The sequence below is a fragment of the Candidatus Solincola tengchongensis genome (genome assembly GCF_015711935.1).
GTDB classification, from domain to species: Bacteria; Actinomycetota; Geothermincolia; order Geothermincolales; family RBG-13-55-18; genus Solincola_A; species Solincola_A tengchongensis.
This window is the reverse complement of sequence record NZ_MU158678.1, coordinates 1-21,881: the sequence shown is the minus strand read 5'-3', so window position 1 is coordinate 21,881 and position 21,881 is coordinate 1. Positions and strand designations below refer to the sequence as shown.

Below are 21,881 nucleotides of genomic sequence, written 5' to 3'. Positions count from 1 at the left end.
ATGGGGTTTCGCGACGGCACGTCTTTCGTCTTGACAGGCGATCCTCACGACGTTACAGAGTCCCAAGGCAAAAAGGAAGGTGGAGGTGACTTCTTCCCGCGGCGGAGAATGCGGTGATTCTGAAGGGAAAAGCCTCTTCGGGGGATGGAACAGGAAGCTCGCCGTGCTCCTCACCTTTTTCCTTCTCTTACATATCCTGAAGAGCCTCTTCCTGGGCGTGCACGTGGACGAGGCCAACTGGTGGATGCAGAGCAGGCACCTGAGCGCAGGATATTATTTCCATCCGCCATTCACAGCTTTTCTTGTCCGCGTCGGGACCTTTGTCTTCGGCGACGGGGCTGTGGGCCTAAGGATGGCCCACCTCCTTTTGGCTGCCGCTTCCCTGGCCCTGGCCTACCTGCTGTGCCGGGAAATGGGGCTCGACGGGCGGTGGTCGTTCTTCACCGTGCTGCTCCTGGCCTGCCTGCCGTTTACCAATTACTGGATAACCATGGTCGTGGTCGACACTCCCATGATCTTCTTCGCTCTGCTCTTCGCCATCCTCGCCTGGAGGGCGATTGCCGCCGGGGAAAGCGGGTACTGGTACCTGGCGGGGATCTCCGTGGGCTTCATGCTCCTCTCCAAGCTGCAATCAGTCCTCTTCATCCTGGGGATTTTGTTCTTCCTGGTCACTTCCCCCGGTTTCCGCTCCCACCTGAAGAGGAAAGAGCCCTACCTCGCCATGGTCCTGGCTCTCCTCATCCTCACCCCCACCATCGCCTGGTACGCGGTACATCACTTTGAACCCATAATCTACCAGCTGACAAGCCGGCCCGGTTTCCTCCATTCCGGGCCGGGCGATTATCTGGTGAAGGTGGCCAAACATGCGGGTTGGGAGGCGCTCTCCCTCTCGCCCTTCGTCTACCTGTTCAGCATCATCGGCCTGGTATGCGGTGGATACCTCGGCTTCAGGAGAAGGAAACCCGAGCTGCTCTTCCTCTTCTGGCTCGCCCTTCCGGGCACGGTATTTTTCACCCTCACCGGCGGACCTCCCCGCTGGGGGTTCTCCTCCCATCTCTTCTCCCTCGTCCTAGCCATGGCCTCCGCATCCTTGCTCATGGGCACAACCCCCTCGCGACGTTCCCGACAACTCCAGGCGGCGGCGTACTGGGGGCTTTTCCTCATCCCCTGCCTGGCCATCACATCGCTCACCCTCTACCTCAGCGCCTCCTCCACGGTCCATTCCGGATGGAAGGAAGTGGCAGGCGCGGTGGATGCACTGGCCTCGGCGGAAGAAGGAGGGGGAGGCACGGCCCCCGTGGTGGCCTCCCCCTACTACTTCATATCCAGCGAGATCGCCTACCACCAACGGGGGCATCCCCTCGAATACACCATCGCCTTCCTGGTCTACGAGAACGAGGTCATGTGCGACAACAGCTCCTACTCCCCCTGGGTTCCGCTGGACCGGCTGGAGGGGAGGGACTTCCTCTTCGTGGACGAGAGGGACAACCCCGACGGGTTCCAGACCCCGGCCTCCTTCTGGGAGGCCAAGCTGGCCCCCTATTTCCGGGAGGTGGAGGAGCCGGTCGTCCTGCGCCTGTCCTCCCACGGCAGGGAACGCGAGATCTACATCTTCCGTTGCTCCGGGTTCAAGGGGCCCGATGCGGAGATGGACAGCAGGGGAGAGGCGCGCCGGTACGTGGAAAACCCCTGCGGGGATTGAGTGTCGGTTCGCTACCGGGCCAAGGGGAAGGCCTTCCCGGATACCGCCCACCACCCAGGCGCCCGAACCGGCCCTCGATCTGCGGCTCGAAGCGCTCCAAACCCCATGCCCTCAAACGGCCTTTCCGTCCACCTCCTGCCCGCTTTGACGTCTGACCTTTCCCGGAGTCTTACGGAGAAGACGGGCGGGAACAGGAGCCAAAGCCCAGGACGGCTTTAAGTCATCCGGCCGCACGCTCAAGAATCCCGGCCCGGAGGGGCTTTACGGTAGGTCCTGGGGTCGATCCAGGACTCCTTTTTCTCCTCCTCCTTCGCCAGGTCGTGCTCCGGCGGGGGCCCGTGGAAATGCGAGGGGTCGTACTTGTAGCCCACGTAATCCTCGGGGTTGACCCGCTTTCCCTCCACTTTGATCACTCTCCCGGGGTTCCCCACCACCACGGAGTAGGGAGGGACGTCCTGGTTCCAGACCACGGCGTTGAGGCCGATCTGGGCGTACTCCCCGATGGTGGCGCTCCCCCCAACCATGGCCCCGTGGTAGATCTGGACGTAGTCACGGATGTCCATGAAGGGGTTCTCCTCCGGGAGCCCCACCGCCCCCACGGCCACGTGGGAATAGATGCGGACCCCGCGGCCTATACGCGTCCCTCTACCTATGAGGACGCTTATGGGGTGGTCGAGGTGGAAATCGGGACCGATCTCCGCGTCGGGATGGATCTCCACCCCACAGAGGAAATAGTTCAGGCGGTACCCCAGGAAGGCCAGGGTCACCCACCCTTTGAGGTAGAACCACCTGTAGATCCGGTACAGGGCGATGGCCTGGTTGCCCGGATGCAAGAGCACGTCGCGCACCAGGCCCCCCAGCCCCTTGCGCTTCAGGGCCAGCCTCAGGTCGTCAAGGAAATGCGCCTTCTTCTCCTCGACCACAGGCGATCCCCCCTTCCGGTCACGCTCCCTTTCCTCCCCTCAAGCGACCCTTGATCCACTTGCGTACCGTGTCCAGCGAACCGTATTTTATCATCGCCGTCTCGTAGGGCCTGCTCTCCAGGAATCTCACCGTCTCCGGTTTGAGCACGCTCCTCCCCCTCAGGACGTTGGGGAGCCCCAGAAGGGTGTCCAGGATGCCGCGGAAGAAGCTGCGGAAGGTATGGTGTTTCACGGAATAGAGGATGAAGAAGACCAGGTAGTGGAGGGATTTTTTCAAGGCCGTGCCCAGGGGGTAGAAACGCGCCAAGTACCACCACCCCCCGGTCATGGTGATGTACAGGCGATGGCCCGGGTCGCGCACCTCCCGCGAGATCTTGTGCCGGATGACCGCCGCGGGGTGGTAGACGATGCGGTAGCCGCGGTCGATGGCCTTGGCGGAGATGTTGCGCTCGAATTGGTAGAGGAGTATCTCGGGCTCGATGTAGCCTATCTCCTCCAGCACGTCCCGTCGTATCAGGGCCCCGTTGCCGTGGAAGGTGGGGACGTCGAAAACCCCTTCCGAGGCGTGTTCCTCGGGGGAGAACCAGCGCAGCGGGTCGAACACCTCACCGGTGTCGTAGTACAGGTTCTTGCTGTGCACCACGGCGATGCGGGGGTCGGAGCCCATGACCCGGACCAGTCGCTCCAGGGCGTCCGGCTCCAGGACGCCGTCGTTGTCCTGGTGGAGGATGAGGTCCCCGGAGGCCGTCTTGGCCCCGATGTTCAGGGCCTGGATGACGATGTTGTGGGGGGACTGGATGAACATCACCTCGGGGAATTCCTCCTTTACCATCTCCCGGGTGCCGTCCTGGGAATTATTGTCAACCACGATGATCTCCTCCACGGGGTAGGTCTGGGCCTTGATGGCCAGGAGCGCCTCCCGCAAATCGTCCTTGCGGTGCCAGTTGGGTATCACCGCGCTCACCCGTGGCCTGTATTCCCGCTCCATTCCCGCCTCCTGCATGCCGGCCTCCCCTTTCTCCGTCTCCTCTTGCATTCCTCCGCTCTCTTACTCGGTCCCGGAAGCCCCGGCCTGAACACCGTTCATCCCGCCACCTCGCGAAAGACCTGCAGCGTGCTCTCCGCCGCCCTCCTCCAGGAGAAATCCCCCGCCCTCCTCAGTCCGGCCGCGGCCAGCCTCTCCCGCTCAGCCGGGTCGGAGAGGATGGAGGCCAGCACCCGGGCCATGTCCTCCACGTCCAGGGGATCGAAGTAGGCCGCCGCTTCCCCGGCCACCTCGGGAAGAGAGGTGACCCGAGAGCAGGCCACCGGCGCCCCGCAGGCCATGGCCTCCACCACCGGGAGGCCGAAGCCCTCGTACAGGGAGGGGTAGACGAAGAGCCCGCAGGCGTTGTAGATGCACAGCAGCTCCTCCTCGGTGACGTATTCCAGGTGAACCACCCTCCCTTCCACCCCACAGCGGCGCGCCGTCCCCCAGATGTCCACGGGAGGGGTGAAGGGGGCCGGCGTGCCCAGGATGAGCAGTTGCAGCTCCTCCCCCAGCTCCGCCTCGGCCAGGGAGAGGGCCTCGATGAGCCGCTCCAGGTTGCGCCGCGTGTGGATGGACCCCGCGGTGAAGAGGAAACCGGGGCGGAGGCCGAACCTCTCCCGCACCGCGGCGAGCCTCTTCTCGTCCCGCAGGGGCCGGAAAAAGCGGTCCGGTGCCGCGGGTATCACCGTCACCCTGGAGGGCTCCACCCCCAACACGTCCACGATGTCCCGTTTGGAATGCTCGCTCACGGTGATGATGCGCTCCGCCTGCCTCACCTCGCGCCAGAAGATGTCGTCGAAAAGAAAGCGGCGGTCGGAGGAGAACCACTCCGGGTGCACCTTGAAGGTCAGGTCGTGCACGGTGACCACCGCGGGACAGACCTTCAGCAGAGGAAGGAAATAGGAAGGGGAGAAGTGGAGGTCCACACCGTCGCGGCGCATGGCCAGCGGCAGGCGGAGATGTCTCCAGGCGAGCCCGGGTGCGTGGGTAAGGACCCGCTCCCTCAGCCGCGGGGAGCGGAAGGGGAGAGGCTCTATGGGCTCCGACAGGTAGAGGATGTACTCCTCCTCCCCCTCCAGGACGGTGAGCTCACGCAGGAGGTTCACCAGGTACCTGGCCACCCCGTAGCGCCTGCCCTGCAGGGTCCGGCCTTCTATCCCCACGATCATGCCGCCGCGATCCCCCTTTTTGGGCATTCCGCTCCCCCCGGCCCCGGTGCTCGGCCTCTCTTCGCTCCCCGGAATTCCTATCCTTAACCCTTCCGCGTGCACGTCCGGGGCCGGAAAAGTCGGCCCCCGCCCCGCGTGAATCCTCTCTCCAAAGGGCAATGATAGACCCCGCACCCCCCTTAGGGCCAGACCGCCCGACGCCTATCGACCCGTTCCCGGGACGGGGCCTTCCGGCCGCGCGCGGCAAAGCCCGCCGGAGGGTCGGCCTCCCCGGTCATCCGGCTCCGGTCCCGCAATCGAGCAGGGAGAGGAGTTCCTCCTCCATCTCCCTGCAACGCGCGCCGAGCTCGAAGGCCTCCTCGGCCCGCCTCTTTCCCCGTTCCCCCATCTCCTTCCTCTCCTCGGGATGGGCGAGCATCCAGCAAACGGCCTGCGCCAGCGCCTCCGGGTCTCCCGGAGGGACCAGCAGGCCGGTGCGCCCTTCCTCCACCACCTCGGGGACCCCGCCCCCGTCCGTGGCCACCACCGGCAATCCCAGGGACATGGCCTCGAGGATGACCATCCCCAGGGGCTCCGGCTCAACGGAGGCGTGGACCAGGCAGTCCAGCGCGGCCATGAGCGGCAGGGGGTCCTCGAGGAACCCGGTGAAGACCACCCTGCCCTCCAGTCCCAGGGAGAGGCTCAACTCGCGCAGCTCCTCCGGGTAGTCCTCCCTTCCGAATATGGCGCCTCCCACCAGGAAGAACACCGCCTCCGGGAAGGACTCCGCCACCCGGGCCGCGGCGCGGAGGAAGACGTCCGGGCCCTTCCATTCCACAAGCCTGCCCACCATCCCCACCGCCGGCCGGTCATCGGGAAGCCCCCACTCCCTTCTGGCCTTCCTGCGCATCACCCCCGTCTCCCCGCGGACCTCCGTCCCATTGTAGACCACGCTCACTCTCTCCCCCGGCACCCCCAGGGCCAGCAGGGCGTCCCGCACCGCCCCGGATATGGCCAGAACGCGGCGAGCGAAAAGGGTGGCGCAGGTCCTCAAGAGCCACAGGTTGAGGCGGCTGAAGGTCTGGGGAGAGGCCAGGTCGTGAAACCTCCAGGCCACCGGTCTTCCCGCCAGCCACCCGGCCATGCTCCCGTAGATATCCGCCTTGGCGCTGTTGGTGAGCACGAGACGGTAGCCCTCCCTGCGTATGAGGAGGGCCAGCCGCAGCACGGTGGACAGGAAATCGAGGGGGTAGAGGGCCACCGCCTTCCGGTCTTCACCCAGTGATCTCCTCCTTATCCCCAGAAGCCTTCTGGAAGGAATTCCCAGATGAACGCGGATGCCCAGTGTTTCCGCCGCCTCCACCAGGGGACCGCGACGGGGCACGGCGAGCCCGGGCTCGAACCGCTCGCGGTCCAGCCGCCGGAGGAAATCGAGGAGCACGCGCTCCGCTCCCCCCATCTCCACAGCGTGGTTCACCACCAGCAGACGGTAGGCTCCCATCGCCGATTCACTCCCTCACGGCGGAGAGGAAAAGACTGCGGCCCCGGTCCCGGAACCCCGGCAGGCGGTAGAAGAGGCGGTAGAGAGGGACTCCCACCGCCACGCTCACCCGGTCGCGGAGGAGGTGGGGGAACACGGTGAAGGATTCCGTCACCAGGAAGCCGCACTCCCTCACCGCGCCCTCTAGTTCCCTGCGGCCGTAGAGGTGGACGTGGCCCGGGTCCTCGAAGATGCGCGGGCTGGGATAAAGGCGGTTGGGCGTGCAGACCACGAGGACGCCGCCCGGTCGCAGTACCCTCCTCCATTCCCGCAGGGCGCCCCCAATATCTTCCAGATGTTCCACGAGGTGGTGGCTGACCAGACGGTCGAAGTGGGCGTCGGGGAAGGGAAGGCGAGAGGCGTCAGCGCGGAGGACCGTGCTGCGAGGCGCTGCCCGCGTCGCCAGGCGCACCGCCTCCTCCAGCACGTCCACCCCTACCGCACGGTGGCCTCTGGCCTCCAGGAAGGAGAGGAACGCGCCTCCCCCGCAGCCGACCTCGAGGATGCGGCTGCCCGGCTCGGGGCGTAAGAGCTGGTAGAGCAGTTTGGCCTCCACGCGGAAATCACGGGTGGATTCACGGTAACGGTAGTATTCCTCGTCGTACATGCCCTTCCTCTTGTGAGCCGCCCTTTCCGCCGTACCCCGTGGCCGGGTTCCCCTCTCCGTCACCCTTCCCGGCCCTTTTTCCTGCGCTGTTTGAACTCGATGATGTAGTCGAAGGGGGTGCCTGTGCGCAGTTCCATCCAGTCTTTCACCTTGACCCCCGATTCCCTCCAGTTCAGGAGGTGGTCGAATGGGGTGGAAGGGGCCCGGGCCACATTGGGGTGGTCGTAGTATTTCTCCGGGTGGGCCAGGACGTCGGCCTGCCAGGCCAGCCCCAGCTCCTCGGAGGTGAACATCTGTACCGCCGGGACACCGCCCCAGACCGTGTGGTCCGGAACGTCCTTGGTCACCACCGAGCCCGGCAACACGCCGCAGTGCTTGCCCACCGTCACCCCGGGCATGATGATGGAACGGGCGCCGACGGCCGAATTGTACCCTATGCGGGTCTCCTGCACACGCATGGGGAGGTCGGCCACGGAGTTCACCGCCGCGTCATGGGCGAAGATGATGGCTCCGTAGGCTATCTTGGCGTAGTCCTCTATTATCACGTGCTGAGGGGTGGTCATCTCTATCCATACCCCCAGGTCGACCCAGGCCTTCTCCGAGATCCGCACCCCCCGCTTGCGCAGCAGCTTGATACGGGTGGCGTGGTCGGGATGCCACATGGAGAGGATCATGAGCAGGCGGTAATCGAGGAAGGCCAGGAGGTCCAGCACCTTATTGGTGACCTTCCCCGCCAGGAGGTTGCGTCCCAGGAACAGGTATCCCCGGGCCGCCTTCATCCAGAGCTCCAGGTCCATGTTCACCGCTCCTTTCGCCGACAGCCATTCCTAAAAGACCGATCTCCGTCTCTGAGATTTCCTCAAGACCGATTATACGGTGAATATCGTCAAGAGGCCCGAAATCATGAGCCACGCTGAAGGGGCTTCCAGCGGGCGGAACTCCATTCCGGCCGGACTGCCGTCTCGGTATCCTTAGCGGTCGCTCCCGCACCGGAGGCATGCCGCGGGAGAGATCTCCAGCGCTCTTCTCTCCCCAAAGAGGCGCGCCGCCCCGGAGGTGTATGTCCGCCTCCACGACGAAAAAACCTGGAGCATCACATGCTCGAGGCGAGGGATATGAACCGGATATAGGATGTCCGACCTCTCCTGCGTCCCTTAAAAGGAGCGGACTCCAGCGGACCGGGACGCGAAACGCAGGCATCCTCCACATTGCTATAATGAACGCGGATAAAGAAAGGGGCGTGGATACCGATATAACCACGTGTGAGCCGGTCGGCGGCGTGGGAAGGTGTTTTTTCGGTGTGACGGAAAAGGACAAAAGGAAGGCGGGGACATGAAATTCAGGGACGTGGGTCTCGCCATACGCAAGCGGTGGTGGATGATCGCCGCCATCCTCCTCCTGGCCCTGCTGGTGGCCGCCGTGGTCACCAAGGTGCAGAGCCCGGTCTACAAGGTGGAGATCGCCGTTTCCGCCACCGCCCCCATAAACCCCACCACCAAGCTCCCCGACGCCCTTACCCAGACCGCGTACGTGGCCCTCATGCCCTCCATAGCCAACTTCACCGAGGGCCTGGGGGTAGCGGAGGCGGTGAGCAGGCGCCTCTCCCAGGAGGGCATCGAGATCGCCCCCGAGGAGCTGATCAAGAAGGTGAGCGCCGTGCCGGAGGCCAACTCCACCTCGGTGAGGATAACCTTCACCGACGGCAGCCCAACCCGGGCGGCGGACATCGCCAACGCCTGGGGCGAGGTGCTGGTCCTCAAGACCCTGCGCAGTGAGGCCAACGAGTTCTACGACGAGAGCTTCAAGACCCTGCTCCTCAACGGGAGCATGGTCTTCACCAACCGCGCCGTCCCTCCTCCCAAGCCCACACAGCCCAAGCCTGCCGCCTATCTGGGCCTGGGGGTCTTCGTGGGGCTGCTTTTGGGGATAGGGCTGGCGGTGATCATCGAGTTCTTCGACCCACACTTCCGCTCCCCCAGCGAGGCGGAGGAACTCCTGGGGCTGCCCGTCCTGGGGATAATCCCCCGGCTAAAGGGCGACCGGGCGCTGAAGCTGCTGCCCTCCTTCGGCGAGGGTTCTCCCACCTGGGAAGCCTATTCCGAGCTGCGCTCCGGTATCCTCCTCACCCGCAAAGGGGAACCGCCGCGTTCCATCGTGGCCGTGCCGGCCATCCCCTTCGAGGCCGGACCGGCTGTGGCCGCCAACCTGGCGGCGAGCATCGCCTTCACCGAGAGGGATACCCTGCTCGTGGACTGCGACCTCCGCGAGGGGGCCTTGAGCCGCCTGCTCGACGCCAGGGACAGGCCCGGCCTGGCGGAGGCGCTGAAGGGCGACGGTGACCTGAAGAAGAACGTGCGGGCCACCGGAATCGCCAACCTATCCTTCCTTTCCGCGGGCGGGAGGTGCGAGAACTCCACCGACCTCCTCTCCCTCACCTCCTTCTCCGATGGCCTCAGGGAACTGGAGGAGATCTACGACCAGGTGGTGCTCTACGCACCCCCCTTGGTGGGTTCCATGGACGGCGCGGTGGTTGCCGCCCAGGCCCAGTCCTGCCTGGTGATCATTGACGTGGGCTTGTGCACCCGTGTGGTGGCCGCGGAGGCCATGCACAACCTCCACCTCCTGGGAATAGTTCCCACCGGCGTGGCCCTGGCCAATTACAAGGTGAAGGTGAGGGAAAAGCCGGAGCATGCCCTGGAGGGAAAGGAGGCCGCGCCGGCGGTTCTCCGCAGCGAGAGGAAGCTCCCCTACAGGGAGGACAGGCTCGCGGCGGGGGTAGCGCCACACGGGGCCGCCCACCGGCGCAAGGAGACGGCGGGCGCCGCCGCACCAGCCAGGGAAGGGAAAGCGCAAGGGAAGACCAGAGTCTCACCCGAAGCCGGGCCGCAGCCGGTACCGGTGGAGGAACCCGGCATGCCGAGCGAGAAGGTGCTGGACGAGTTCCGGCGCCTTGGCGAGGCCGGCGCCCCGATCCCCAAAAACTGGCTGCGCGCCCTGAACTCGGAAAAGGCGGACGTGCGGGAATCCGCATCCGCAGCCATCACCGCTTACTACCATGCCTTCCTGCGGCGGTACCGGATAGGGGACGAAGACACGGCCAGGATCACGGAGTCCATCATCCGCATGATGCGGCGGGAAGGGGAGTTCGCGCATATGGACGAGACGGAGGCCCGGCGTCACCTCCAGGAGATGCTCCTCGCGGCAGGGGCCAGGTTCTCCTCCGGCGGAAGGCCGGCTTACGGACCGTCGGGAGAGCCGTCCGCCGGGCGGCAAACGGCTGAACCCGTCAGAGAGCCTAAACGGAAGGAGAAGAGGCGCCTGCGCCTGCGGCGCGAGGAGGGCCAGGCGGCATCCGATGCGGAGCAGGAGAAAGGGGCGGAAAACGGGGGTAGGGAGGAACCCGAAGAGGAGGTCGACTGGGAATAGTGGCCGCGCCGCGGCTGGAGGCCCGGTAATCCCGCGAGGGGGATGACCCGCAGGAGACGACAGGGGGAGGCAGGGGAAACGGGCCTTTTTCCTTCCCCGCGAGCGGGAGAGGCGGAGAGGCCGGGAAAGAGGGGGCATGGAACGGGTCGGCAAGCTTACTAAGAACACCGCGGCCCTGGTGACGGCCAGGGTGGTCACCTCTGGTCTCACCTTCCTCCTGGCCATCATCATCAACCGCAACCTGGGACCGGAGAAGGCGGGCATATACAACTACGCTTTCGCCCTCTACACCATATTCCAGGTCATTCCCGACTTCGGGTTGGGAAACATTTCCATTAGAGACGTCTCCCAGGAGCCTTCCCGCATGCATCGTTATTTCACCAACATCGTCTCCCTGCGCCTCCTCCTGGGAACCCTGGCCTTCTCTCTGTTGATGCTCACCAACCTGGTGAGCCTGGCTATGCAGGGCACCGCGGGAGTGGGGGGCGAGAAATTCTGGGTGGTCTTCACCATCTCCTTCTGCCTGCTCGTGGAGCAGCCGTTCTCCAACTCTCTGGCCGAGAATTTCATAGCCATGGAGAAACTGGTCCTGGTGGCCGGGGTGTACCTGGTGATGGGCGTCATGAAGGTGGGGCTCTCCATCTGGCTGCTGACCGCCGGCTTCCGGCACATCCTGGTCCTGCTGATATTGGTTTATCTTTTGACCTACGTTTATTCCATCCTGCACTTCTACCCCCTCTACCGGCGGCTGCGCAAACGGCTGGCCGAATCCTCCGCCGACGAGAGCGACCTTGCCGCGGCGGAAACCCTGGTCCGGTTCCCGGAGCCCAGGGGAGAGGCGGCTTCGGAAGCGCTTCTCGCCGATTACTCCTACGCGGAGATGAAGGAAAGCTCGTCCGTGACCGGTGAGGATGCCGCTGTACCGGGCCGCGAACCGGAAGTGGGCTCCCAGGTGCCTCCACCTCAGGGCGAACCGGACCTCCGCCTGGGCTTCCTAACCGTGGAGCGGCCCCTGTGGCGGTATCTTTTGTCCGGGGCCTGGCCCCTGGCAGTCGTCGCCGCCGGGGTCACCATCTACGCGGGGATGGACATCCCTTTGCTCTCCTGGTTTCGCGGTGACGCTGAGGTGGGCCTCTACGGGGCGGCCGGCATGTTCGCCAAAGCCTTCGTCTTCCTCACCCTGGCCGTTAACATGGCCGTCCTGCCCGGCATATCCAGAGTGGGAGGGAAGCACCCGGAGAGGTTGGGCGGGATATGGGAGCACCTCCTGCGCTATGTCTGGCTGTTCATCGCCTTCCTGGCCGTTGCCGTCCCCTTCCTTGCCCGACCCGTGCTGGTCCTGCAGAAGCACGATTTCGTCAAGGCCTGGCACGCCACCTGGCTCACCATGGGGGCCATGAACTTCACCTTCATGACCGCCATAAGCTTTCCTTTCTTCGTGGTCATCAACCGCCAGCGGGAGCTGACCCGTGTGGTGCTGATCTCCCTGGCCATCAAGGGAGGCCTGGACCTGGTGACCATCCCCCTCTGGGGTTATACCGGCGCCGCGGCCACCGTGCTGGTCAGCGAATTCCTGGTCTTCTGCATCCTGGCGCACCTGCTCTCCCGCGACCTGAACCATCCCCTGAAACCCCTGCGTTTCGCCGCCGTGCCTCTCCTTATGCTGGCCGTGCTCTACGCTTCGGGCCTCGCCCTTTATTCCTTCCTCGCCGCCGGGAAGGAGACTTTCCTTGCCTCCCTGCGCTACGCCCTGATCATCTGTTCCGCACTCGCGGCCCTCTTCCTGTGCCTCGGCACGATGACCGGGGCCTTCAGCCGCGGGCGGCTCCGGGAGTTGAACCGGCTGTTGACCGTGGAGGAGGCGGAATGAGCGGAGCGCAAGCGCATGACTGCGGGGCCCACGGGATGATCCGCGGGGGTGGCAGGACGACAAGTACTAAAATTAGACTTGTACCCGGAAGGCACGCGCGGACCGCACCGTCTCCCCCCGGAGGACCGTTGTCCTCGCGGCGGGGGGCGGCAAACATCGGGCGAGTTTCGGGAACCCTCCTGGAACTTCCGGAGGGCGGGCGAAAGGGCAGGAAGGGCAACTTTAACGGGAATGCCCGGGCTATGAGGGCCCGAATCGAGGGAGGTCTCACGGGAACCCCGGGGAGTTGAGGTCGAGGCTCCCGGACCACGAAAAGAGCGTGGACAGGGAAGGAGCCGCGCGGTGTGAGGGTGAGCCCACGACCGTGCAAGGCACGCTTTCCCGGGGGGATGACCGCTGGTATGGCCAGATGGGAGGAAGAGAGGCGGGTTCCATGAGACACGGAAGATGGCCGAAGGCGCTGGCGGCCACCCTTATCCTGCTGGGGACGGCGTTCCTCAACCAGGGCTGCGGATGCTCGGTGACCCGCATCATCGACCAGGCCGCGGTGACCGTGCGCGGCCTGGCGGCGGCCAACGAGATAAGCCAGAAGGCCAACCAGGGGTACGACGTGCGCCCGGCGCGTGCCAAGTGGATGGAGGCCCTGGATGCCTACAACCAGGGGGATTATTCCCGCGCCGACCGCCTAATCGACGAGGTATACCGTATACTCCCCACCCTGGAGCTGGTCGCGGAGAGGGTCTTCTACCAAAGCAGCGGGGGGCTCACCGTGTCCGGCCTCCTCTTCCGTCCCCGCGATGGGGTAGGGCCCTGGCCCACGGTCATCGTCAACCACGCGGGCTTCGGGACCGCCGGCGACTTCACCGACGTGGCCCTCCTCATCCGCGACCGCGGATACCTGGTCTTCAACCCCGATTTCCGGGGCAGCGGCGAGTCCCAGGGGAGGCACGAAGGGGCCAAGGGCGAGGTGGACGACGTCATCGCCGCCCTGGACTACCTGGAATCCCGGGGCCTCGTCCTCGAGGGGAAGGTCGGCATGTACGGGCAGAGCCACGGGGCCGCCGTATCCGTGCTGGCCGCGGAGAAAGACCCCCGCTTCCGGGCGGTGGTGGCGGAAGCCGGTTTCTACGACGCCGCCGACCTCTACCGTAAGGCCAAGGATTCCCCGGACCCCAACGTGAGGGCGCTGCTTGACCAGTTCGTGCCCATGGTGGGCGGCACCCCGGAGGAGGTCCCGGACGAATACGCCGCCCGATCCGCCCTCAACTACGTGGATACCATGCACGCCGCCACGCTCATCATCCACGGCGCGAAGGACCCCCTGTGCCCGGTGGACCAGGCCTACCGCCTCTACGAGGCCCTGAAGGCGGCGGGGAAGACGGTGGAGCTCAAGGTCTACCCCAATGAGGCCCACTGCGTCAACGACCCGGCGGGGAGGCTTGAGGTCTGGGAGCTCATGTTCGCCTGGTTCGAGAAGTACATGTGATGGATGGTATAAAATGGGAAACACCAGGGAATTGCCGGACTTCCGCCGCCATCCCGCGCTAACGCCGGATGCGGACGGCTGCCCGTGCGCAAGCGGTCAGGGATGCCGGAGAGGACCAAGGGGGCGGTAGAGGTGACCGAGAAAAGTCGGCGACGCCCCGCTCCAGTCTCTCCGGACCTCTACACGCGCGAGTACTTCACCACCGACTGCGAGGGCTATCACCTCTTCGGCGAGGGTCCGGAGAGAATACCCGACCGCATCCGGGAAGCACTGGCGCTGGCCGGCGACCTCTCCGGGAGATGGGTTCTGGACATCGGGTGCGGCCGGGGGGAACTGGTCTGCGAGGCCGCCCGGCGGGGAGCGCGCGCGGTGGGTATCGATTACGCCCAAGCGGCCATCGAGCTCTCCCTGGAAAGACGTTCGCTGCTGGACGAGGAGGCCCGGAGCAGGGCGGAGTTCCGCCTGGCCGACGCCAAGGGGCTCGATTTCCCGGACGGCTCCTTCGACGTGGTCTTCTTCATCGACGTCTACGAGCACCTCCATCCCTACGAGATAGAGGAGACCCTCAGGGAGGTCCTCCGGGTGCTTCGTCCGGGCGGGAGTTTCATCGTGCACACGGGACCCAATACCTGGTTCTACCGTTTCGGATACCCCCTGGTGCGCGCCGCGGCCCGCCTCCTATTGCGCCGCGAACTGCCGGAGAGCCTGCGCGGCCAGTACGATGACGTGATGCACGTCAACGAGCAGAGCCCCTGGAGCCTCTACCGGGGCCTCGGCGCGGCCGGATTCCGGGTCCGGGTGGTCCCCCGCAGTTTCTTCGTGGGCATAAGCCCCAACCGCTGGGAGAGGCTGGCGATGCGCATCCTCTTCGCACCTCCCCAGGGATACTTCTTCTGCACCAGCCTCATGGCCGTGGCCCGGCCGCGTCTGCACGGGAGGGAGGCGGAGGTGAGGACCGGCCGCCTGGCCGAGATGCTCCGCCCTCCCCGCGGAGCCCGCGTGCTCCTCGTCGGCGAGGCGGAGGGAAAGCTGGCGCGCCTCCTCGCCGGTCTGGCGGAGACGGAGGTCACCTGGGCGGACACCGCAGCGCGCAGCAACGGGAAAGGGGAGGTCAACGTCTCCCCTCAGGGGATCAGGCGCCTGGGAGCGGACCCCGCCGCGCTACCCTTCCCCCCGGCGCATTTCGACGCCCTGGCCGCCCAGTTCACCCTCGACCGGCTGGAGGACGCGAGAGGAGCCCTGCGCGAATGGCGGAGGGTGCTCAAACCCGGCGGCACCCTGGTCCTCGCCGCCCGCAACGCCCTCTTCCGTGGATTCGAGCCCCGCCCCGGCACCCCTCCGAGGCGCTCCTTCACCCCCGCCTCCCTGCGGGCCCTCCTGGAGGAGCAGGGGTTCCGGGTGAAAGAGGTGACCTCCCTCTTCCCCGACCTCAAGCTACCCGCGCTCTACCGCGGCGACCTGGGCTTTTTCCTTTTCCTGGAAAAGATGCCCCGCCTGGGGGAGAGGGGCCGGGTTATACTGCTGCGGGCGGTAAGGGATGGCCGGGAAGCGGAGGGTTGAGGTCATGCGGGTGGGCATAGACGCCCGGGGCCTGGGGAACATCAACCGCTGGCGGGGCATAGGTCGCTACACCGCCCGCCTGGTGGAGGCCCTGGTGCGGAACGCGGAAGGGGATACGGCGTTCATTCTCTTCGGCTATGGGGACGGCCCCGGCGGGGACCTGCTGGATGCCGGCACGACCGATCGCGTAGACTGGGTTAGCGTTCCATTATTGGAAAATTATTCCTATCCAGGGATGATCGCCGAGCACTTGCTTTTCGCCCGGCGTGTGTCCGAGACCGGTGTGGACGTCTTCCACGGCATCGACCACAACCTCAGCCCTTTCCTGACCCGCCCCAGCCTGGTAACCGTCCACGACCTCATCCTCCTCGTCCTGCGCGGTCCCTACCTGGGCCCCACGGCCTGGGCCTGGATGCGCTTCCACCGGGCAGCAGCCCGGCGCGCGAGTTTCGTGGTCGCCGTCTCCGAGAACACCGCCCGTGACGTGCACCGCATCTGGGGAATACCCCGCGAGAGAATAGCCGTGGTCCCGGAGGGGGTGACCCCCGGATATCGGCCTCTCGAGGATCCCGAGATCGTGGGGAGCGCCCTCTCCCGCTACGGAATCCGGCGGCCTTACTTCCTCTACCTGGGGGGGTTCGACCCCCGAAAGAACCTGCACAACCTCCTCCTGGCCTTCAAGCTCTTCCTCCGCTCCGTCGACGAGGACGTGCTCCTGGTAATGGCCGGCGACCGCCGCGGCTTCGAGGGCTACCTGGAGGACGAGTTGGAGGAGCTGGGCCTGGAGGACCGGGTGCTCTTTCCCGGCTTCGTGCCCGAGGAGGACCTGCCGGCCCTCTACGGGGGCGCCTCGGCCTTCGTCTGCGTCTCCCTCTATGAGGGCTTCGGCCTCCCCCTCCTGGAGGCCATGGCCTGCGGGACGCCCGTGCTGGCCTCCGGCGTCTCTTCCATACCCGAGGTGGTCGGAGAGGCGGGCATCCTGGTGAACCCCCTGGACCCCGAGGAGATCGCCGGGGGGATGCGAAAACTTTGGGAGGAGCCTGACCTGAGGGCGGAACTGTCCTCCCGCGGAAGGGATAGGGCAGCCTCCTTCACCTGGGATGCCGCCGCGCGCAGGATACTCGACCTCTACCGCCGGGCGGTGAGGTGAGGAGATGGGCCACGGGACGGGAACGGCGGACAAAGGAGTAAACGGTGCTGACCCCGATTAAGGTCCCCGGCAGGAGGGGAATGATGACTGGGCGCTCCGTCTCCCGCAAGACGGCGGCGATCCTGGCCGCGGTGGCCCTGTGCGGCATATTGGCCGGCCTGATCTCCACCCAGCTCCCGGTGAAGATCATCCTCTTTCTGGCCGCGGGGGCCATCCTCCTGGTGGTCATCTACCAGTGGCTCTGGCTGGGGGTGGCCATCTTCATCTTCTTCAACCTCACCCTCCCCCAGGCCGGCCCCACCTGGAACCTGGGCATACAGGTGGCCATGGTGGGTGAGTCGAGGGGGATACACTTCAACATCCACGAGATCGTCATGGCTTTGACCTTCGTGGCTCTCCTCATCAAGACGGTGAACGGAAAGGCGGAGTTGAAAGTCCGAAGCCCGATCACCATCGCCGTCGCCGCCTACGTGCTCACCTCCATCCTGGCCTGTTTCGTGGGCTTCCTCCACGACGCCAATGGGCTGGTTATGGCCTTCCGTTTCGTGCGCACCGTCGTCTTCGCCTACGTCTTCTTCGTGGTCATCAGCATCGTGAGGACGCGCCAGGCCTTCCGCAACCTGGTGATCCTGATGATGGTCTGCTTCACCCTGGTGGCCCTGTTTGGACTGGTCCAGAAGGCCATCGGGCAGACGAAGACGGAATGGGTCGCCCAGCACGTGCTCGCCAAGCTCGGTTACCCGGAGTCGGTTAACTATGTGGCCGGGGAAAGCGAGGCGCAGGCCTACCGCATCAACTCCACCTTCCTCCACCCCAACGTCCTGGGCGGGTACCTCATTTTCGCACTTCCCTTCTTCGTGAGTCTCCTGAGCCTGGCCTGGAGGGGTCGCCGCTACTTCTCCTGGTTCCTCCTTTTGGCCGGGATGGGCATCAACATGGCCGCCCTCTTCCTCACCGGGTCCCGGGCCGCCTGGGTGGCCGCAGGGGTCATCGCCGCCCTCTACGGCCTATTCGGGCTCTTCGACCGCCGGCTTTGGCTCACGGCGGCCACGGTGATACTGGTTCTGGCGCTCATCTTCGTCATGCTCAACCCCCCGGAGTTCGTGAAGAAGCGCTTTTCCAGCCTCAGCGCCAAGGAGGCGGCGCAGGTGCGCATCTATACCTACAAACTGGCCTTAGACTACTTTCTCGAGCACCCCATCTTCGGCATCGGCATGGGCATGGAGGGGCAGCGCATCATCGAGAACAACATCCGCCAGACCTGGGCGGCGGTGGAGAACGCCTTCCTCACCTACCTTGTGTCCCACGGCCTGGTGGGCCTGACCGCCTTCCTGCTCCTCTTCGGGATCTACTGGGGCATCCTCCTCCGGGCGCGATCCCGCTCCCGCCAGGACCCCTGCATTTACTTCCATGCCGAGGCCTTCATGCTGGGCATGGTGGGTTACGCCGTGTCCAACATGTTCGGGGCCTGGATCCTCTTCGCCATCCCCATGCTGACCCTCTTCTGGGTTTACCTGGCCATGGGAGAAGCCCTTTACGACATCTTCCGGGAAGGAGCGCTGGAGGAGAGGGAGCCCCTCTTCCACAACCTGCCCGAGCTCCTGGCGGCCTCACTGCTCCCTGCGGAGAGGGGAAGGGAACGGATGGCCGGGGCTTCTTGACGAGGATGATCGTCTTGACGGGAATAAACTGTTCAATTTTCCACCTTTTAATTGTATAATAAAAATGGATAACGGGAATCGGTTCAGTTTTATACTGGCGATAGGGAAAGCTGAGATCCGTCGTCCGTGACCTGGTCACCTGGATGACGGGGAGCGAGTGGTGAAACCGGCCCGATCGCTATGCGATCGGGTTTTTGTATAAAGGGTATATTGGCGGAGGGATGACAAAAGGAGGACACAAAAACCAGGGAGGGCTGGAAAAGGGGCAGGTTTTCCGGTCTGGGCCAGAACTCACTCGGCAAAGTCTTTCTGGTAACCGACTCTTTATGATCCTCCCCTTGTCACCGTGACGAGAAGCCCTTCCATCGGAAGCCCACTATTCCTGTTGCCCAAAAATCAGATGGAAGGATCTTCAAAACGGAGGTGAACCGAATGAAAGGGTCAAGGAAGGGACTGGTGATCCTTTCCGTGTGCCTGCTGCTCCTGGCCACACTGCTCGGCGGCATAGTCTCGGCGTTGGCCGGCGATGGCGAGACGCCCGAGGAGCCGCAGAGCGCCGCGGCGACCGCGGTATCGTGCGAAGCGGAGGTCTTGGCACAGGGGGAGGGAAGCACGGAAGGAGTGCCCGCCACCGGCGAGGGCCAGGCATTGGAGGGCGCCGGGGCCGGAAAGGTTGTTGACCCCGGAACGGGCATGGGCGAGAGCGAGGCGGAAGCGGCGCCAGCCGCGGAGGGGTCCCAGCCCCTGTGCTGCCCCCCGCCGCAGCCGGAGTGCGAGATCTGCGTGGTCAAGTTCCTGGACTCTGACGGTGACGGGGTAAAAGACTCCGGGGAAACGGGAATGGCCGGGGTGACCATCACCCTCAACGGCGGCAATCCTCGCCTAACGGGTCAGGACGGTCGGGCATGCTACGAGGACCTCGAACCGGGGATCTACGTGGTGAGCGAGACCGTGCCTCCGGGGTACCGGGCCACAACACCCACCTCTTACGAGATCGAGCTGTGCACCGGTTCCAGCATCCAGTGCTGGATGCCGCAGCCCTGCGGCGAGACGGTCACCGTTTTCTTCGGCAACGCGCCCCTGCCTCAGCCCCCGGGCTCCATCTCCGGGCATAAATACGAGGACCTGGACGGGGACGGCGTCCACGACCCCGGCGAGCCGGCTGTCCCCGGGGTGACCGTGGAGCTGTGGCAGGACGGGGCCAAGGTGGCGGATACGATCACCGGGGAGGACGGGGGATACTCCTTCCAGGAACTGGAACCGGGTACCTACACGGTCAAGGAGGTCCTTTGCGACTGCTGGACGCCCACCAATCCCGCCGACGGCTCCCACGACGGCGTCCAGGTGGACGCCGGCCAGGAGATCACCGGCGTGGACTTCCTCAACAAAAGGACGGAGTGCCTCAAGGGCAAGGTCGAGGTGTTGGTCTTCGAGGACACAAACTGCAACGGCCAGTTGGATGACGGTGATTCACTGCATCCCCAGCCGGTGGTCATCGAGCTCTTCCACGACATGGACGGGATGCTGATCCCCGCCGACGGCTGGGACGGTCCCTACCAGAAGCCGACGGGCGCCGGCCCCTCATGGTTGCCCGTCTATCCCCATGGCTGCAGCAGCTGGAAAGAGCTTCCATGCAACAATTACGACCTCTTCGGAAACCCTCTGGGCGAGAACCTCCACGGTCGTTACCAAGTGAACATGGTCGTCCCGGAGGGGTGGCGAGCCCTTACCGTGGAGTGGGCCGGTAGGACCTACACCGACACCTTCAGCACCTTCGAGCTGAAGTGCTACTACTGTGTGCCTACCTGCACCTGGCAGCAGGTAAAGTTCCTCATCGACCCTCTCTTCCACATATCCGGGCACAAATACGAGGACCTCGACGGGGACGGGGTCCACGACCCCGGCGAGCCGGCGGTCCCCGGGGTGACCGTGGAGCTGTGGCAGGACGGGGCCAAGGTGGCGGATACGATCACCGGGGAGGACGGGAGCTACTACTTCGGCGACCTGGAAGATGGAGTGTACGAGGTGAGGGAGGTCCTTCCCGCCGGGTGGTATCCGGTATCCCCGCCGGACGGGATACACGAGGGCGTGGAGGTGGGCTGCGGCGACAACGTCGAGGGCCTTGACTTCCTCAACCGCCGCCACCTCTCCATATCCGGGCACAAGTGGGAGGATCTCGACCGGGACGGCGCCCACGACCCCGGCGAGCCGGCGGTCCCCGGGGTGACCGTGGAACTGTGGCAGGACGGGGCCAAGGTGGCGGATACGGTCACGGGTGAGGACGGGAGCTACCTCTTCGGCAGCCTTCTGCCCGGCAACTACACTGTGAAGGAGGTGCTGCCCGCCGGGTGGTTCCCCACCAACCCGAGCGACGGTTCCCACGACAATTTCAACCTAGTCTACGGCCAGCCCATCGAGGACCTGGACTTCCACAACTGTCGTTACGGCTCCATCGAGGGGGTCAAGTTCCTGGACCTCGACAGGGACGGCATCATGGACGAGGGCGAAGAGGGCCTGGACGGGGTGACCATCAAGCTCAACGGCGGCTGGCGCACCGCGGTCACCGCGGGGGGCGGCCTCTTCTCCTTTCAAGACCTGATACCCGGCACCTACGTGGTGGCCGTGGACGAGTCCACCATACCCGGCTACTATCCCACCGGCCCCATCTCCATCGTGGTGGAGCTGGGAGCGGGGGAGACGGAGAGGGTCTACTTCGGCAACGCCCCCTACGGTTCCATCTCCGGACACAAGTGGCTGGACGAGGACCTCGACGGGGTCTGGGACGCCGGTGAGACCACCGTCATACCCGGTATAACCATCGAGCTCTGGTCGGGAAGCCCGCCTGAGGAGCTCCTGGAGACGGCGGTCACGGACGAGGACGGCTCCTACTCCTTCCCCGAGCTTGAACCGGGCGACTACACGGTGGTGGAGAAGGGTGCCGAGGGGTATTTCCCCACCACCCCCGACTCCGTCGCCGTGGAACTGTCACCCGGCGAGGGAGCCGTGGTTGACTTCGGCAACTGCATGTACGGCCGCATCACGGGCCTCGTGTTCCTGGATCTTGACGGCGACGGGGTGCTGGACGAGGGCGAGAGCGGGATGCAGGGGGTGAAGATCACCCTCAAAATGCCGGTAGAGACGACCGAATCGCTGGTTCAGAAGTGTGCCTCCGCCGAGACCTTCACCGGGGAGGACGGCACCTTCTCCTTCGTCGACCTCCTGCCTGGTGACTACCAGGTGAGCGAGACGGTGCCCGCCGGGTACTACGCCACCCTCCCCTTCAGCGTCGAGGTGACGCTGGATCCCGGCGGGACGGCGGCGGTCATATTCGCCAACGCCCCCTACGCGTCCATCGTGGGCTCCAAGTGGATCGACGACGGCGACAGCATCCTGGAGCCCGACCAGGACGAGCCGGGCCCCGGTTTCACCATCAAGCTCACCGGCGAGACCCTGGACGGATTGGTGGTGAACATGCAGACGGTCACCGGTGAGGACGGTACCTACTCCTTCCTGCTCCTGGAGGCCGGCCATTACACGGTGAGCGAGGAGTTCGACCCCCAGAAGTACTCCGCGATCACCGACAAGAGCGTCGACGTGGAGCTCGCTCCGGGCGCCGAGGAGAACGTGGACTTCCTCAACGGGGTGGTCATCGTGGGAGGGGAGGAGGTCAACCCGCCTACACCCCCGACACCTCCGGCCATCACCGGCGGGACCACCGCCCTCCCGGCGACGGGCATGGAGCAGCTCCTCCTCTTGGTGGCCGCAGGGGTGCTCCTGC

Annotated in this window: 14 protein-coding genes and 1 riboswitch; of the genes, 8 read left to right on the top strand and 6 right to left on the bottom strand. The window is 65.2% G+C overall.

The window, feature by feature from the left end; translation table 11 throughout:
• Positions 1-163 precede the first annotated feature (163 nt).
• The gene (locus H7007_RS12345) at positions 164-1,702 is read left to right on the top strand and encodes a glycosyltransferase family 39 protein (RefSeq protein WP_287155616.1); all 1,539 of its coding nucleotides are present in this window, start codon (positions 164-166) and stop codon (positions 1,700-1,702) included.
• Between the two features lie 236 nt (positions 1,703-1,938).
• Here H7007_RS12345 and H7007_RS12340 read toward each other — a convergent pair whose 3' ends face one another.
• From H7007_RS12340 to H7007_RS12315, 6 genes are all read right to left on the bottom strand, one after another.
• The gene (locus tag H7007_RS12340; protein WP_287155615.1) at positions 1,939-2,625 is read right to left on the bottom strand and encodes a serine O-acetyltransferase; all 687 of its coding nucleotides are present in this window, start codon (positions 2,623-2,625) and stop codon (positions 1,939-1,941) included.
• Between the two features lie 19 nt (positions 2,626-2,644).
• Positions 2,645-3,661, bottom strand: coding sequence for a glycosyltransferase family 2 protein (locus H7007_RS12335; protein ID WP_287155614.1), 1,017 nt, complete (start codon positions 3,659-3,661; stop codon positions 2,645-2,647).
• Between the two features lie 47 nt (positions 3,662-3,708).
• A complete protein-coding gene (locus tag H7007_RS12330) occupies positions 3,709-4,851 on the bottom strand; it encodes a glycosyltransferase family 4 protein (protein ID WP_287155613.1) in 1,143 nt (380 codons plus the stop codon).
• 247 nt (positions 4,852-5,098) lie between these two features.
• Positions 5,099-6,304, bottom strand: a complete 1,206-nt coding sequence (locus tag H7007_RS12325; RefSeq protein ID WP_287155612.1) for a glycosyltransferase — start codon at positions 6,302-6,304, stop codon at positions 5,099-5,101.
• Between the two features lie 7 nt (positions 6,305-6,311).
• The gene (locus H7007_RS12320; protein ID WP_287155611.1) at positions 6,312-6,950 is read right to left on the bottom strand and encodes a class I SAM-dependent methyltransferase; all 639 of its coding nucleotides are present in this window, start codon (positions 6,948-6,950) and stop codon (positions 6,312-6,314) included.
• A 59-nt stretch (positions 6,951-7,009) separates the two neighbouring features.
• Entirely contained in the window at positions 7,010-7,753 is a 744-nt protein-coding gene (locus H7007_RS12315; RefSeq protein WP_350340658.1) for an acyltransferase, read from the bottom strand.
• Positions 7,754-8,282: 529 nt separating this feature from the next.
• Between H7007_RS12315 and H7007_RS12310 the strand changes: the two genes are divergently transcribed.
• The 7 genes from H7007_RS12310 to H7007_RS12280 all read left to right on the top strand — a co-directional run.
• Positions 8,283-10,376 (top strand): tyrosine-protein kinase domain-containing protein, encoded by a 2,094-nt coding sequence (locus tag H7007_RS12310; RefSeq protein WP_287155610.1) that lies wholly within the window; start codon positions 8,283-8,285, stop codon positions 10,374-10,376.
• A gap of 136 nt (positions 10,377-10,512) precedes the next feature.
• Positions 10,513-12,246 carry an oligosaccharide flippase family protein gene (locus H7007_RS12305; protein ID WP_287155609.1) on the top strand — a complete coding sequence of 578 codons (1,734 nt, stop codon included), beginning with the start codon at positions 10,513-10,515 and terminating at the stop codon, positions 12,244-12,246.
• A gap of 433 nt (positions 12,247-12,679) precedes the next feature.
• Positions 12,680-13,732, top strand: coding sequence for an alpha/beta fold hydrolase (locus tag H7007_RS12300; RefSeq protein WP_287155608.1), 1,053 nt, complete (start codon positions 12,680-12,682; stop codon positions 13,730-13,732).
• Positions 13,733-13,864: 132 nt separating this feature from the next.
• Positions 13,865-15,292, top strand: coding sequence for a class I SAM-dependent methyltransferase (locus H7007_RS12295; protein ID WP_287155607.1), 1,428 nt, complete (start codon positions 13,865-13,867; stop codon positions 15,290-15,292).
• Positions 15,270-16,442: a glycosyltransferase family 4 protein gene (locus tag H7007_RS12290; protein ID WP_287155606.1), complete on the top strand. Its 1,173-nt coding sequence runs from the start codon at positions 15,270-15,272 to the stop codon at positions 16,440-16,442. Before H7007_RS12295 ends, H7007_RS12290 begins: the two co-directional genes overlap by 23 nt.
• Before the next feature lie 80 nt (positions 16,443-16,522).
• On the top strand, positions 16,523-18,103 hold the full coding sequence (locus H7007_RS12285; protein ID WP_287155604.1) for an O-antigen ligase family protein: 1,581 nt from the start codon (positions 16,523-16,525) through the stop codon (positions 18,101-18,103).
• Positions 18,104-18,198: 95 nt separating this feature from the next.
• A riboswitch (cyclic di-GMP riboswitch) is annotated at positions 18,199-18,284 on the top strand.
• A gap of 251 nt (positions 18,285-18,535) precedes the next feature.
• Positions 18,536-21,881: SdrD B-like domain-containing protein (locus H7007_RS12280; RefSeq protein WP_287155603.1), on the top strand; the 3,346-nt coding region annotated here is incomplete at its 3' end.

Coding starts and splice junctions, on each gene's coding strand:
- H7007_RS12335 (WP_287155614.1), bottom strand. CDS start 3,661: ATGCAAGAGGAGACGGAGAAAGGGGAGGCCGGCATGCAGGAGGCGGGA.
- H7007_RS12330 (WP_287155613.1), bottom strand. CDS start 4,851: ATGCCCAAAAAGGGGGATCGCGGCGGCATGATCGTGGGGATAGAAGGC.
- H7007_RS12325 (WP_287155612.1), bottom strand. CDS start 6,304: ATGGGAGCCTACCGTCTGCTGGTGGTGAACCACGCTGTGGAGATGGGG.
- H7007_RS12320 (WP_287155611.1), bottom strand. CDS start 6,950: ATGTACGACGAGGAATACTACCGTTACCGTGAATCCACCCGTGATTTC.
- H7007_RS12310 (WP_287155610.1), top strand. CDS start 8,283: ATGAAATTCAGGGACGTGGGTCTCGCCATACGCAAGCGGTGGTGGATG.
- H7007_RS12305 (WP_287155609.1), top strand. CDS start 10,513: ATGGAACGGGTCGGCAAGCTTACTAAGAACACCGCGGCCCTGGTGACG.
- H7007_RS12300 (WP_287155608.1), top strand. CDS start 12,680: ATGAGACACGGAAGATGGCCGAAGGCGCTGGCGGCCACCCTTATCCTG.
- H7007_RS12290 (WP_287155606.1), top strand. CDS start 15,270: ATGGCCGGGAAGCGGAGGGTTGAGGTCATGCGGGTGGGCATAGACGCC.
- H7007_RS12285 (WP_287155604.1), top strand. CDS start 16,523: ATGATGACTGGGCGCTCCGTCTCCCGCAAGACGGCGGCGATCCTGGCC.